Source organism: Ancylobacter polymorphus, from assembly GCF_030813495.1.
Lineage (GTDB): Bacteria > Pseudomonadota > Alphaproteobacteria > Rhizobiales > Xanthobacteraceae > Ancylobacter > Ancylobacter polymorphus.
Genome location: NZ_JAUSUI010000003.1, coordinates 23154 through 36456, shown reverse-complemented (window position 1 = coordinate 36456; position 13303 = coordinate 23154). Strand labels below are relative to the sequence as shown.

Below are 13303 nucleotides of genomic sequence, written 5' to 3'. Positions count from 1 at the left end.
CTCGGACCGGGAACCGTCCGGGTTCCCGGTCCTCTCATCACCTTACCGGAACAGCGTCTTGCCCGCATCCACCACGCCGATGCCGCTTCTCGTCTCGCCGCGCTTCCTGGCGCGCCGCCGTCTGGTCGACCGGGCGATGCGCGCCATGATGTTCGCCGCGGCTTTCGTTTCCGTGCTCGTGACCATGGGTATCGTCTATGTCCTGGTGAGCGAGAGCGTGCGCTTCTTCGCTCAGGTCTCGATGCTTGACTTCCTGACGGACACGCAATGGACGCCGGTCTTCCAGGACAAACACTTCGGCATCATGACGCTGGTGTCCGGGACCCTGATGACATCCGGCATCGCCCTGCTTGTCGCGGTTCCGGCGGGAACGATTCTCGCCATTTATCTCAGTGAATTCGCCCCGCCGGCCTTGCGGGAGATCATCAAGCCGTTTCTGGAGCTCATTGCGGGCGTGCCCACCGTGGCGTTCGGCTACTTCGCTCTGCTCTTCCTGACGCCGCTGTTCCAGACCTTCATCCCCGGCCTTGCGGGCTTCAATCTTCTGGTTCCCGGCATTGTCATGGGCATCATGATCCTGCCGTACATCGTCTCGGTCAGCGAGGACGCGATGCGCGCGGTGCCGAACACGCTGCGCGAGGGCGCTTATGCGCTCGGCTACACGAGGCTGCAGACCGGCGTGAAGGTGGTTATACCGGGAGCTCTCTCGGGCATTACGGCCGCCTACATGCTTGGCATGTCGCGCGCGGTCGGCGAGACGATGGTGGTCGCGATCGCTGCGGGACAGCAGGCGAAGATCGCGCTCAATCCCCTGGAGGGCGCCGCCACCATCACGGCCTACATCGTGCAGATCAGCCTTGGCGATGTGCCGCACGACTCGATCGCCTATCTGACGATCTTCGCTGCTGGGCTGACGCTGTTCCTGATGACCCTCACCTTCAACGTCATTGCCTTCGTGCTGCGGCGCAAATACCGCGAAGTCTATTGAGGATCCCGGCGCGACATGACCGACATATCCCAATTGTCCGAAGCCGAGATCATCCGCAGCGCGCGCCGATCCGAAAAGCGGTTTGCGCTGCTCGGCCTGTCAGTGCTGAGCTTGACCATGCTGGTCCTGTTGACCCTGATCATCGACTTCATGGTCGATGGCCTCGGCCGAATCGACTACGACTTCCTCACCAGCTTTCCTTCCCGCCGCCCGAACGACGCCGGCATCCTGTCGGCGTGGGTGGGCAGCGCGCTGGTCATGATCGTCACCGCCGCGCTCGCCGTGCCGCTCGGCGTGGCTGCGGGCTTGTACCTCGAGGAATACGCGCCCAAGAACCTCATCACCAACCTGATCGAGATCAACGTCACCAACCTGGCTGGCGTCCCCTCCATCATCTACGGGTTGCTGGCGCTCGGCCTATTCATTCAGATGTTCGGCCTCGGCCAGACCATCTTTGTCGCCGGCCTGACCCTCGCCTTGCTGATCCTGCCCATCATCATTGTTGCGACCCGCGAGGCCGTGCGGTCGATCCCCCAGGAGGTTCGGGAGGCGGCGTTCGCCCTGGGCGCCGACAAGTGGCAAACGGTGGGCGGCTACATCCTGCCGGCGGCACGGCCCGGCATTCTCACCGGCGCCATCGTCGGGATGTCGCGTGCAATCGGCGAAACGGCCCCCATTATCACGATCGGCGCGCTCACCTTCATCGCCTTCCTACCCCCTTCGCCGGTGGGCCCCGAATTCCCCTTCATCAATTTCGATTGGCTCGGATCGCCCTTTACCGTCATGCCAATCCAGATGTTCAACTGGGTTTCGCGGCCGCAGGCGGGCTTTCACGTTAACGCTGCGGCGACGGGTCTCATCCTGCTGGCGATGACTCTGCTCATGAACGCCGGCGCCATCTGGCTGCGCTACAAACTCAGAAGGGCCATGCGGTGACCCGGCTTTCTCCAAGCGATTCCGCCAGTCTCGTCACGCAGATCAAGGTAGCTCCGCGTGCCCTCAATGCGGTACCGGACCTGCGTGTTGATGTGCGCAATCTGGATTTCTATTACGGCACCTTCCATGCCCTGAAATCGGTGCAGCTGCCTGTCGCCAACGCCAAGGTAACAGCCCTTATCGGTCCCTCCGGATGTGGAAAAAGCACGCTCCTGCGCAGCTTCAACCGTATGCACGATCTCTATCCCGGCAATCGCTACGAGGGTGAGATCATGCTGCTGCCTGAGCAACTGAACATTGTGGGGCGTGATGTCGACCCGATGTTGGTGCGCCTGCGCATCGGCATGGTGTTCCAGAAGCCGAACCCGTTTCCCAAGAGCATCTATGACAATGTCGCCGCCGGCCTGACGATCCGCGGCATCAGCAGCCGGTCGGTTCTCGACGAGCGGGTCGAAAGGGCCCTGCGACAGGCTGCTCTATGGGACGAGGTCAAGGACCGGTTGAAGACGTCAGCCTATGGCCTCTCGGGCGGGCAACAGCAGCGTCTGTGCATCGCGCGTGCGCTCGCACCGGAACCGGATGTTCTGCTTCTCGACGAGCCGACGTCGGCCCTTGACCCTATAGCGACGGCTAAGATTGAGGATCTGATCGACGAATTCCGGGATCGCTACACGGTCGTTATCGTCACGCACAACATGCAGCAGGCCGCCCGGATTTCGGACTACACCGCCTTCATGCATCTCGGCCATATGGTGGAATACGGCGCGACGGCCGACGTGTTCAGCAGGCCGGCGGATGAGCGAACGATCGCCTATGTGACGGGACGGTTCGGTTAGGATCTGCTCCGCAGGCTCTGGGGAATCCTCATACTCCAAAGAGTGAGAGGCCGGATCGGATTTCCGTGACGGGTTGAGGGCTGGGAGAGTGTCTTCCGGCGCCCGTCATGGAGGTGGATCCCCATGAACATGCAGGTTCTGGATGCCGGTCGCGACGCCAGTGGCGGCTACAAGGTGGATGTCACGCGCGGCGAGCGGGTCGGCCGCGTGTCGTCGGAGTGGTTCGCGAGGCCGGATGACGAACGGTTCTTGTCGCTCGGCGAACTGGCCGCGATGGTGCGAGGCCGGGCCGATAACAGCCGGTCGCGCCTTGTGGAGACGTCCCGCATCCATGTGGAGGCCAGCCGCTCCAATGCCGAGCGACTCGCACTGGTGCTGCCGGGGGCGGATGCGCCCATCGAACCGAACCATTGGTCCTTCGGCCAGCTCGCGGCGCAGATCGGGGCGCCGGCCGCCTATCTGCGCCAGCTTCCCGCCGCTCTGGCCGGCATCAATCTGCAGTATGGCCTGACCTCGCACCGCGCCGAGCAGATCAAGACCTATGAGACCGCCAATGGCCGCGTCGAGCTGCGCGCGGTGACCGGCCCCGACTATGGCCGGATCTATGATCACGAGCTGGTCGAGGCGGTGCAGCGCATCGCCGGCAACGGCACCGGCGACACGCGCTGGAAGGTGCCGGGCGTGCTCGACTGGTCGACGGGCATCTACAATCCGCGTGTCGACATCACCAAGGATACGACGACGCTCTATGCCTCCGACCGCGACGTCTTCCTGTTCCTGGTCGACGATCTCAACCCGATCGAGGCCGGGCGTTTGCCCGACGGCTCGCCGGACCTCTATTTCCGGGGCTTCTATTGCTGGAACTCGGAGGTGGGGGCCAAGACGCTCGGCATTGCGAGCTTCTACCTGCGTGCCGTGTGCCAGAACCGTAATCTCTGGGGCGTCGAGGACTTCCAGGAGATCACCATCCGCCACTCCAAATACGCCGCCTCCCGCTTCGCGCACGAGGCAGCGCCGGCACTCACCCGCTTTGCCAATTCCTCGCCCATGCCCTTCGTCAACGGCATCAAGGCGGCACGGGAGAAGATCGTCGCGCGCACCGACGAGGACCGCAGCGACTTCCTGCGCAACCGGGGCTTCTCCAGGGCCGAGACCGCCAGGATCATCGACACGGTGCTGGCCGAGGAAGGGCGCAAGCCCGAGAGCATCTTCGACTTCGTGCAGGGCATCACCGCGGTCGCACGCGACAAGCCTCACCAGGATGCAAGGCTCGACCTCGAGGGCCGGGCCAAGAAGCTGCTCGATCGGGCCGCCTGATTTCCGGAAAGCCGGAGACGCGGACATCCCTGTCTCCGGCTTTCCTGCTTTGCGCTTTTGCGGATCTGCGGTTCTGCGGCGTCGCCCTCCAGAGTGAGAGGGCGGCGCGGCGCTGCGTGACGGGTTGGAGGCCGAGAGAGAGGCTCTTGGCCGCCCGTCGCGGAGGTGCCTTCCATGGCGACCAATGTTCAGAAGATCACGCTCTCGCCCTCGCGTGACATCCCCTTCAACAAGCTCCTGCTCAGCCAGTCGAACGTCCGGCGCATCAAGGCCGGCGTCTCGATCGAGGAACTGGCCGAGGACATCGCCCGCCGTGGCCTGCTGCAGGGCCTCAGCGTCCGGCCTGTCGTCGACGACGCCGGTATCGAGACCGGCATGTTCGAGATCCCGGCGGGCGGGCGGCGCTACCGGGCGCTGGAACTGCTGGTGAAGCAGAAGCGCCTTGCCAAGACCGCGCCGGTGCCCTGCGTCATCCGGGAGGGCGGCATCGCCGAGGAGGATTCGCTCGCCGAGAATGTCCAGCGCGCGCCGCTCCATCCGCTCGACCAGTTCCGCGCCTTTCTGGCGCTCCGCGAGAAGGGTCAGTCCGAGGAGGAGATTGCCGCCGCCTTCTTCGTCTCCGTCGGCGTGGTGAAGCAGCGCCTCAAGCTCGCCTCGGTGTCGCCGGTGCTGCTGGATGTCTATGCCGAGGACGGCGTGACGCTCGACCAGCTCATGGCCTTTACCGTATCCGGCGACCATGCGCGCCAGGAACAGGTCTTCGAGCGGCTGAAGACCTCCTATGACAAGCAGCCCTATGCCATCCGCCGCATGCTGACCGAAGGTGCGGTGCGTGCCTGCGACAAGCGCGCCCAGTTCATCGGCCTCGAGGCCTATGTCGAGGCCGGCGGCACCATCCTGCGCGACCTGTTTCAGGGCGACGACGGCGGCTGGCTGCAGGATGTCGCGCTGGTCGTCCGACTGGTTGCTGACAAGCTCAAGGACGAGGCCGACGCTGTCGCCGCCGAGGGGTGGAAGTGGGTCGAGATGGCCCCTGACTTCGCCTATGGCCACACTTATGGCCTGCGCCAGATGCGCGGCGAGACCATCCCGCTCACCACAGAGGAGGAAGCCAGCCGCGACGCCCTGCAGGCGGAGTATGATCGCCTGTCTGCGGAATACGCCGATGCGGATGAACTGCCGGATGAGGTGGACGCCCGGCTCGGCGAGATCGAGATGGCGATCGAAGTCTTCGACGCGCGTCCGATCACTTTCGATCCGGTGGAGATGGCGCGCGCCGGCGCCTTCGTCAGTATCGCCCATGATGGGTCGGTGCGCATTGAGCGCGGCTATGTGCGGCCGGAGGACGAGCTGCCGGTGGAGCCCGAAGTCGCCGCCGAAAACGCCGGGCGGCGCCTTGCCGCCGCTACGGCGACGAGGGCGGGCGATGCCGTCATGGCAGACGCGCCGACGCCCGAGCCCGAGGAGGACGAAGGGCTGTCTGCGCTCCCGGACCGGCTGATGACCGAGCTGACCTCGCACCGCACGCTTGGCCTGCGCCAGGCGCTGGGCGATCGGCCGGAGGTCGCCTTCCTCGCGGCCCTGCATGCCCTGACGCTGAAGAGCTTCTATCGCTACGGCTCGGATAGCTGCCTCGAACTCGACCTGAAGAGCGTGGCGTTCAGCGCGCAGGCGCCGGGGCTGAACGACAGCGCCTCGGCCGCGGCGATCCACGCCCGGCATGAGGGCTGGGCGAAGGTCCTGCCGAAGGACTCGGCTGATGTCTGGGGGGCGCTTGGGGAATGGGACAGCGACAGCCGCTCCAGCCTGTTTGCCCATGTGGTGAGCCTGTCGGTTAACGCCGTTCATGAGGCCTGGAACCGGCGCCCGCGCGCGCTCGACCATGCCGATCAACTCGCCTGCGCCGTCGACCTCGACATGGCCACGGCAGGTTGGAAGCCGACCGTGGACAATTTTCTCGGCCGGGTCACCAAGGCCCGCATTCTGCTGGCGGTGAGCGAGGCGAAGGGGGCGCGTGCGGCAGAGCGTATCGCGCACCTGAAGAAGGGCGACATGGCCCGCGAGGCGGAAGCACTGCTGGCCGATACCGGCTGGCTGCCGGAGCCGCTGCGCGGAGCCGAACCCGCAGTTGGCGATGAAACGGCGGCGCAGGACGGCACAACGGCCATGGGCGAAGACGAAAGCCTTGAGGATACTGAGGACACCACGGACATCCCCCCTGCCGTGGCGGCGGAGTAACCCTCAACACGATCCTGAACCTCGGCCCGCCGGCTCTGTCGGCGGGCCTTTGTTTTTGAAAAGCTCGCCATGTCCGGGATTGCTCACGATCTGTCGCGCCGGCTCGGCGATCGGGCCGAAGCCGTCTGCCGTCACTATCTCTCCAATGGGCGCCGGGAGGGCCGCTACTGGCTGGTCGGCGATATCAGAAACACGCCCGGCCGCTCGCTCTTCGTCCGGCTCCACGCATCCGCGAAGAGCCCGGCGGGCAAATGGACCGATGCCGCCACCGGCGAACATGGCGATCTCCTCGATATCATCCGCGGATCATCGGGCCTCACCGACTTCGCTGACGTTGCCGAGGAAGCGCGGATCTTTCTCAGCCTGCCGCATCCCGAACCGGAGCCCGCAGCACCACGTCGCCATGTCCTGCCGGCTCCATCAGGATCGGTTGAAGCGGCTCGCCGGTTGTTCGCCATGTCGCAGCCCCTCGCCGGGACCCTTGCAGAGACGTATTTGCGCCGACGCGGCATTACGCTTTTGCACGGAACCGGAAACCTGCGCTTTCATCCGCACTGCTACTACAAGGCCGATGATGGCCCGACAGAGACCTGGCCCGCCATGATCGCCGCCGTCACTGATCTCACCGGCAGGATCACCGGCGTACACCGCACCTGGCTCGCCCCCGACGGTTCGGACAAGGCTCCAGTCGACACGCCGCGCAAGGCGATGGGTAATCTGCTTGGGTCTACCGTTCTAATCGGTGTGCAAGGTGACGTTATGGCTGCCGGCGAAGGCATCGAGACCATGCTGTCGCTCCGGCAGGTCCTGCCAAACATGGCGATGGCACCGGCGCTCTCGGCAGCACATCTGGCCGCCATCATGTTCCCATTGAGGTTGCGGCGGCTTTACATCGTCCGCGACAACGATCCGGCGGGAGACGGCGCACGGGACATGCTGATCCAACGGGCGAACGCCGATGGGATCGAGGCCATCCCATTGTCGCCAGTGCTCGGGGACTTCAACGAGGATCTCCATCGGCTGGGTATCGATGCGCTCCGGACGGGAGTTCGGGTGCAACTCACCCCGGAAGACGTCTTGCGCTTCATGAGCCTGACCTCATAGCTGGAGCAGGCTGAACGGCGAGACGTGGCTGCCATACCCGCAAGGATGCGTCAGCCCACGGAAAAGGACCGCGCCTCGCGCCTTCGAGAGGGCGATCGGCCGTCAGCCGGGCCGGATCGGCAATGGCTTCCGCCGACGATTTTCCGGCGCGGCCTTCGAGCCGCTTTCCATCGCGAAGCAAAATCCCCGGCTTGTCGCCATCCTCCGCTGCGCTGCGGCCCTGTGCGCTTTTCGGCATGGTCTTGTCCCGAAACCGGTTCCCCCTTTCGGGGGCCATGCCCGCGCTCCGGGTGCAGGTCCGTCCCGCCCGATGGCTTCGTCGCCATGAAGGCCGCCACGGCAAGCGGTCCAACCATTGGGGCATCCCATGAGCGCGTATGACGACCACGAGCCGCACCAGGTGTCATCCCCGACCGACCACCTGATCCAGGAGTTGCAGATCCACGGGCATCGTGCTTCCGAGGACGAGCGCGACCAGCGCCCGCCACCGCAGGACCGCATCATCGAAGGCGCCATCGCCGATATCTTCGATGCTCTCGTCGCTACGATTACCGACACCAACCTCGATGCCGAGCTTCCCGACCTCCTCTGGTCGACCGTCAACATGTTCCACCGCGCCGCGGACCGGATCGAGCAGAAGCTTGACGACAACGAGCAGGCCCAGAAGCAGCTTCAGCGCGAACAGGACGGCTCGGAGGTGAAGTCACTGGAGCTCGAGCGCCTGATCGACATTGGCATGAACATGATCGGCCGCCGCGACGGCATGGAATCCTTCCGCGAGGCCGCCGCCGACCGTTACCGCATCGCCACCGGCTCTCCCTGGACGCCACGGGCGGGATCACGGGTCAACCATCGCCATCTCACCGCAGCGCTGATCGACAGCCGGGATTTCCTCGCCGCCCGTCGGCGCGCCGATAACGATGTGCTCGTGCCCGCCGGGCCGAAGATCGCCTTCTCGGGCGGCGATACCGCCGATCACAGGCAGATCTGGGCCAAGCTCGATCAGATCCACGCCAAGCACCCGAACATGGTGCTGCTGCATGGCGGCTCGCCCAAGGGCGCCGAAAAGATCGCGTCCCTCTGGGCCGACAGCCGCAAGGTGCCGCAGGTGGCCTTCAAGCCCGACTGGACGAAGCACGCCAAGGCCGCGCCCTTCAAGCGCAACGACCAGATGCTGAACGTGGTGCCGATCGGGGTCGTTATCTTTCCCGGGACCGGCATTCAGGACAACCTGGCCGACAAGGCCCGTAAGATGGGCATCCCGGTCTATCGCTTCGGCTCCGGCGGCGCATAAGCGCCGCCACACCCGCCATCTTGAATGCGATGGCAAATTCTCTATTTTGCTATCAACGCTATCAAATGTGCTGGGAGGCGCCATCATGCCCGCAGTGACGATCCGTAACCTCTCCGAGGCAACGCACCGTGCCCTCAAGGTGCGCGCGGCACAGCATGGCCGCAGCACCGAAGCCGAGATGCGCGACATCCTTGAGAGCGCCGTTCGCCCTGACATGCGCCTCCGGCTCGGCACGGCGCTCGCGGAGCGTAGCCGCCGGCTGGGGCTGACCAATGAGGATATCGACGCCCTCAGCCCGGCGCGTGACAGGATGCCCGCCGAGCCCATGAGCTTCGAATGATCCTTCTCGACACCAATGTCATCTCGGAGGCGATGAAGCCCGCGCCCGACGACACCGTTCGGGCATGGTTCGACGAGCAGGCGGCCGAGACGCTCTATCTCTCCAGCGTCACCATCGCCGAACTGTTGTTCGGCATAGGCGCGCTGCCCACTGGCAAGCGCAAAGACCGGCTCACGGAGGCCCTGGACGGGGTGATGGAGCTGTTCGCCGATCGCGTTCTGCCGTTCGATGTCGCTGCCGCACGACGCTATGCCGACCTCGCCGTGAAGGCGCGCAAGGCTGGCAAGGGCTTTCCGACGCCCGACGGCTATATCGCCGCAATCGCAGCCTCCCGGGGCTTCACTGTGGCCACGCGCGATACCAGCGCGTTCGACGCCGCCGGTGTGGCGGTCATCAATCCGTGGAACGTCAACAGCTGACGACCGGCCACGGGTAGCAGGTGTTGGACTGGGCAACCCGATGGGATCGGCATTCGCGAACGCCTGACATCAAGGTCTCCTGATCGGACGACCATCCCCGCTTCACGACGCTGATCCTTGGGTCCAGCCGATGGCCTGACGCCATCAACCCATGAAGGGTCGGACTACGCTGCGCGTGCCGCCGCTCCGGCTGCGCCGCACACGGTGATTGCGGCCAACGGCCGGCCTCTTCGGGCGCCTGTCAGCGGGGGATGGACCTCCGCTCGCGCAGGAGCCAGGTCGATGTCCGCCCAGATCGCTCACGCCTTCGCCTTCAGCCTCGCCACCACCCTGATGGCCACCGTCGTCATCTTCCGCGCCGGCGACGGCACGCTCTCCGTCACCCCGGCTGCCGAATATGACGGCGAAGAAGCCGCGATCGTCCGCGAAATCGACCCCTTCGCCTCCTGAGAGGCAAACAGGCGGCCATGATCGGCGGAGGCGGCGTGCGCTCGTGCTCTGCCGCCAACGCCAATCCCGCCGGTGCATCGTGGTGGCGGAGGCGCATCGGTCTGATTTTATGGAGCCGCCCCCATGATCTTCATCGGAATTCTCCTCAGCATGGCGACGATCGCGTTCCTCTGCTGGCTGCTCTTCACGCTGGCGGTATTCGCGTTGCCGCTGTTTGCGGGCATCACGGGCTTATGACACCGGCGCCGGATGGCTCGGCGTTGTTGTCGGCCTTGCCGCCGCCGGCCTGACTTACGCCCTCGGCCAGTTCCTGTTCGCGATCGTCCGCCCGATCTGTGCGCGTCTGCTCATCGCTGCCATGTTCGTCGTCCCGGCCGTGGCGGCAGGCTTCCACGCCACCCATGGCATCCTGAAGCACACCATGCCCTCCCAGACGTGGCAGATGGTGTTTTCGATACTCGGAGCCGCCGCCTTTGGCATTGTCGCCTTCGTGCGCATCACCGAAAGGAAGGCGTTCGGCCCTTCTGACGGGCACAGCTCCCCTCCCTGACACCGCGATAGCCGCTCGGCACACCAGACGGCGAATGGCTTAGGGTCCGCGTCAACCGGTCGGGCCGGGAGGGAGCGGAAGTCCAGAGCGTCCGTTTCGCCATGCTGTACGGCAGGGTTGGCGCTCGCGGCGAACGGCGGCCGCGTCGCTGTCGAAAGGCCCCTCGGGGCAGAGCATTCGCGACATTGACGGGACTGGGAATGCGCAGATTGGCCAGCCTCAGGGTATCGTCCGCCGATGCTGGGCGGTCGGGTCTCTATATCCGGCGCGAGGCCAAACCATCTCCCTCATCCATCCGCCCGTGCCCGCTCCAAACGGCCTCTTCAATGGCCTGATCTGGCCGAAGGACGGCTGCGCCTCGAGCGCCTATGCCACAACGGCTGGTCCCGACTTTCTTCCCCTGCCGACACCACCCCGCGCGCTGAGCCGCGCGGGGACCCCGGATCGCCGTCATTCCTCGCGAAGGAACAAAGTCGCGCCTGCGCCGTCCTCCGCTGCGCTGCGGTCGCAATCCTCACCCCATCGCGCGAGCGCGACGGGGACCCTGAGGCGATGTGGCGTCGCTCGCCTTCGGCCCCCGATCGCCATCGAGGCCGCAATGGTGCGGGCTCAGGAGACAGGACGGAGACGGAACATGGCCACCATCGGCACCTTCAAGAAGACCGGCACCAACGAGTTCACCGGCGACATCGTGACCCTCGGCGTGCAGGCCCGGGGCGTGCGCATCATCCCCGACACCCGCGTCAACGGCGAGAACGCCCCCAGCCATCGGGTGCTGGTCGGCCGCGCCGAGATCGGGGCCGCCTGGTCCAAGCGCTCCACCGAGGGCCGCGACTATCTGGGCCTCAAGCTCGACGATCCGAGCTTCACCGCCGCCATCTACGCCAACCTCTTCGATGACGAGGACGGCGAGAACTTCTCCCTCATCTGGTCCCGCCCCAACGGGCGCCGCGGCGACTAAGATCTCGCCTGGATCAGGGCCCCGGCCTCCCGGCCGGGGTCACACCAGCACCCCTCACTTCTTGTCCGGCGGGAGAACCAGCTCGACATGGCTGACATCAAGAGCACGTGCCAGCTCATAGAGGGTGATAATCGTCGGATTGCGTCGGCCGCGTTCTAGACCACTGAGATACTGCTGGCTCAGCCCCGAGCGCTCGGCAACCTGTTCCTGCGTCAGGTCCTTGGCCTGACGCAGGCGGGCGAAATTTCGTCCGACCAGCTTGCGCATATCCATGCGCAAACCGTTCGCAATTCCGTCGCATCGAGTTTATCAACTATAATATGTAAATACATCTGGACCACATGGGACCCGGCCCGTCCGGGCTGGGTCTGCAGCATCAAACGGCAGCGTGCGCGCTCGCGACACGATGGAGGCCAAAGGCAATATGGTTGCGCTGGATATAGCCGACCGCCCTTATGTCGCCGGCGCGTAGCGCACCCACGATTTCGTTGAGTTCACTGGCCAGATCGGCGAGCTGTTCCTCGAAGAACGCCTCGATCACGCTGTACCAGATGCGCGAGGCCTGGAAGTAATAGCGCTCATGGGTCTCGCGCAAAGCCAGATTGGCGATGAGCCGGTTCGTAGCATGATGAAGTTCATGGTTGAGCTGCCAGAACGCCTCCATGTCCCGCTGGCCTCTCAAGGCCACCAACCGGTCCTGAAGTAGCAAGATGGTCGAGAGGGCGTGCGGTGCCTCGTCTTCCGCGGGGAACTCGCCCATCATTTCGCTCAGGCGAAGCCGGAACGCATAAATATCACGGAAGGCGTTTGGATCGACGCCGGTCACCATCGTTCCCACACCGTTGCGGGTCTCAGTGAGTCCGTCATATTCCAGCCGCTGCAGCGCCTGGCGCACCGGCGTGCGACTGACCGTGAATTCTTCGGCGAGTTCGTGCTCGCCAAGCAGCATGCCGGGCGGGTAACGCAGTAGACAGATCCGGTCGCGCAAGGTCCGGTAGATGTCCGTCACCTGGCCGCGCGGGGCTCGTGTCCTTGAGTTTTCGCTCGTCGCGCTTTCGCTCACTCAATGCTCCCGAAGCAGAACGCCATAATCATCCCGCTGGTCCGCGATCCCGGCAAGACGCAGGCAGTCCCACATCATCGCCTGATTGCTGGTCACGACCGGTTTGCCGATCCGGCGCTCGAGTTCCTCGATAATGTCGAGAGACCGTAGGGCGCCACAGCTGATGAAGAGCGCCTCGGCCTCAGTGCGATCGACGCTGAGGGCAAATTCCAAAATGGCTTCCGGCGCCACCCTCACCATATCGGCGTCCTTCTCGATGCCCAATCCCTGCATGTGAACGATCTCGAAGCCGCGTTCCGCCATATAGCTGCGCTCGATAGCATCGACCTCGGCAAGATAGGGTGTGGCGATAGCGATGCGGCGAACCTTCAGCGCCTCCAGAGCCCGCATGACCGAGGTGATCAATGAGGTGGCCCGGGCGCTGGGCTTGCCCCGGATCAACTCTGCAAACACCCGCTCCTCGCCGATGACGACGCTGCCCGATGTGCAGGCGTAACAGACGACATCGAGCGCCTCCTCCGGCAGGAGCAGGCTGGCAGCATCGCCAATGCCCGAGGCCATGGCCGCCAGCGTATCGACGCTGACCCGGTTCGCCATTGGGGCCCGCGTGAAGTGAATGCCCACGCCCCCTGGACGGAGAGTGAACATGTCGTCTTCGATGGTCTGTTCCATCGCCAACAGCACGAACCCGATCTTCGCCCGGTGATGGCGACCAGCGTCGCTCTTGATCTCACGCATGACTGCCTCCGTGATGTATGCAGCTATAGAAAATTTCCGCTCGGCACTGTCATATTTTCCAATATTGAC

General features: G+C 64.8%; 15 protein-coding genes. 11 read left to right on the top strand and 4 right to left on the bottom strand.

The genetic code is table 11. From position 1 onward, the window contains the following. Positions 1-58: 58 nt before the first annotated feature. The 10 genes from pstC (at position 59) to J2S75_RS07490 (ending at position 9922) form a co-directional block, all read left to right on the top strand. Positions 59-988 (top strand): phosphate ABC transporter permease subunit PstC, encoded by a 930-nt coding sequence (gene pstC, locus J2S75_RS07535; protein ID WP_307019209.1) that lies wholly within the window; start codon positions 59-61, stop codon positions 986-988. 15 nt (positions 989-1003) lie between these two features. Next, positions 1004-1924 carry a phosphate ABC transporter permease PstA gene (gene pstA, locus J2S75_RS07530; protein ID WP_307019208.1) on the top strand — a complete coding sequence of 307 codons (921 nt, stop codon included), beginning with the start codon at positions 1004-1006 and terminating at the stop codon, positions 1922-1924. Positions 1925-1965: 41 nt separating this feature from the next. Continuing rightward, positions 1966-2760 (top strand): phosphate ABC transporter ATP-binding protein PstB, encoded by a 795-nt coding sequence (pstB, locus tag J2S75_RS07525; RefSeq protein ID WP_307019627.1) that lies wholly within the window; start codon positions 1966-1968, stop codon positions 2758-2760. Between the two features lie 123 nt (positions 2761-2883). After that, positions 2884-4077 (top strand): DUF932 domain-containing protein, encoded by a 1194-nt coding sequence (locus J2S75_RS07520; protein WP_307019207.1) that lies wholly within the window; start codon positions 2884-2886, stop codon positions 4075-4077. A 174-nt stretch (positions 4078-4251) separates the two neighbouring features. Continuing rightward, complete coding sequence (locus J2S75_RS07515) at positions 4252-6315, top strand: ParB/RepB/Spo0J family partition protein (protein ID WP_307019206.1); 2064 nt, start codon at positions 4252-4254, stop codon at positions 6313-6315. Positions 6316-6384: 69 nt separating this feature from the next. Further along, positions 6385-7419 (top strand): DUF7146 domain-containing protein, encoded by a 1035-nt coding sequence (locus J2S75_RS07510; RefSeq protein ID WP_307019205.1) that lies wholly within the window; start codon positions 6385-6387, stop codon positions 7417-7419. A gap of 367 nt (positions 7420-7786) precedes the next feature. Continuing rightward, entirely contained in the window at positions 7787-8713 is a 927-nt protein-coding gene (locus J2S75_RS07505; protein ID WP_307019204.1) for a DUF2493 domain-containing protein, read from the top strand. 85 nt (positions 8714-8798) lie between these two features. Then, the gene (locus J2S75_RS07500) at positions 8799-9053 is read left to right on the top strand and encodes a FitA-like ribbon-helix-helix domain-containing protein (RefSeq protein ID WP_307019203.1); all 255 of its coding nucleotides are present in this window, start codon (positions 8799-8801) and stop codon (positions 9051-9053) included. Beyond that, positions 9050-9472 carry a type II toxin-antitoxin system VapC family toxin gene (locus J2S75_RS07495; protein WP_307019202.1) on the top strand — a complete coding sequence of 141 codons (423 nt, stop codon included), beginning with the start codon at positions 9050-9052 and terminating at the stop codon, positions 9470-9472. The genes J2S75_RS07500 and J2S75_RS07495 overlap by 4 nt, the downstream gene beginning before the upstream one ends. Before the next feature lie 282 nt (positions 9473-9754). Beyond that, positions 9755-9922 (top strand): hypothetical protein, encoded by a 168-nt coding sequence (locus tag J2S75_RS07490; RefSeq protein ID WP_165933656.1) that lies wholly within the window; start codon positions 9755-9757, stop codon positions 9920-9922. Positions 9923-10145: 223 nt separating this feature from the next. Here the strand turns inward: J2S75_RS07490 and J2S75_RS22540 are convergent, their stop codons facing one another. Then, positions 10146-10457, bottom strand: coding sequence for a hypothetical protein (locus J2S75_RS22540; RefSeq protein WP_442320028.1), 312 nt, complete (start codon positions 10455-10457; stop codon positions 10146-10148). Positions 10458-11106: 649 nt separating this feature from the next. Here J2S75_RS22540 and J2S75_RS07480 point away from each other — a divergent pair. Then, complete coding sequence (locus J2S75_RS07480; RefSeq protein ID WP_307019201.1) at positions 11107-11433, top strand: DUF736 domain-containing protein; 327 nt, start codon at positions 11107-11109, stop codon at positions 11431-11433. Between the two features lie 54 nt (positions 11434-11487). On the opposite strand, the gene J2S75_RS07475 is transcribed toward J2S75_RS07480, so the two are convergent. From J2S75_RS07475 to J2S75_RS07465, 3 genes are all read right to left on the bottom strand, one after another. Then, positions 11488-11706: a helix-turn-helix domain-containing protein gene (locus J2S75_RS07475; RefSeq protein WP_307019200.1), complete on the bottom strand. Its 219-nt coding sequence runs from the start codon at positions 11704-11706 to the stop codon at positions 11488-11490. A 103-nt stretch (positions 11707-11809) separates the two neighbouring features. Continuing rightward, positions 11810-12496: a GntR family transcriptional regulator gene (locus tag J2S75_RS07470; protein WP_307019199.1), complete on the bottom strand. Its 687-nt coding sequence runs from the start codon at positions 12494-12496 to the stop codon at positions 11810-11812. Then, positions 12497-13234, bottom strand: coding sequence for a maleate cis-trans isomerase family protein (locus J2S75_RS07465; RefSeq protein WP_307019198.1), 738 nt, complete (start codon positions 13232-13234; stop codon positions 12497-12499). Between the last annotated feature and the right edge of the window lie 69 nt (positions 13235-13303).

Bases quoted from the DNA above. Each gene is read 5' to 3' on its own strand.
- J2S75_RS07495 (WP_307019202.1), top strand. From the start codon at position 9,050: ATGATCCTTCTCGACACCAATGTCATCTCGGAGGCGATGAAGCCCGCG.
- J2S75_RS07475 (WP_307019200.1), bottom strand. From the start codon at position 11,706: ATGGATATGCGCAAGCTGGTCGGACGAAATTTCGCCCGCCTGCGTCAG.
- J2S75_RS07480 (WP_307019201.1), top strand. From the start codon at position 11,107: ATGGCCACCATCGGCACCTTCAAGAAGACCGGCACCAACGAGTTCACC.
- J2S75_RS07500 (WP_307019203.1), top strand. From the start codon at position 8,799: ATGCCCGCAGTGACGATCCGTAACCTCTCCGAGGCAACGCACCGTGCC.
- pstA (WP_307019208.1), top strand. From the start codon at position 1,004: ATGACCGACATATCCCAATTGTCCGAAGCCGAGATCATCCGCAGCGCG.
- J2S75_RS07510 (WP_307019205.1), top strand. From the start codon at position 6,385: ATGTCCGGGATTGCTCACGATCTGTCGCGCCGGCTCGGCGATCGGGCC.
- J2S75_RS07515 (WP_307019206.1), top strand. From the start codon at position 4,252: ATGGCGACCAATGTTCAGAAGATCACGCTCTCGCCCTCGCGTGACATC.
- J2S75_RS07505 (WP_307019204.1), top strand. From the start codon at position 7,787: ATGAGCGCGTATGACGACCACGAGCCGCACCAGGTGTCATCCCCGACC.
- J2S75_RS07520 (WP_307019207.1), top strand. From the start codon at position 2,884: ATGAACATGCAGGTTCTGGATGCCGGTCGCGACGCCAGTGGCGGCTAC.
- J2S75_RS07490 (WP_165933656.1), top strand. From the start codon at position 9,755: ATGTCCGCCCAGATCGCTCACGCCTTCGCCTTCAGCCTCGCCACCACC.
- J2S75_RS07465 (WP_307019198.1), bottom strand. From the start codon at position 13,234: ATGCGTGAGATCAAGAGCGACGCTGGTCGCCATCACCGGGCGAAGATC.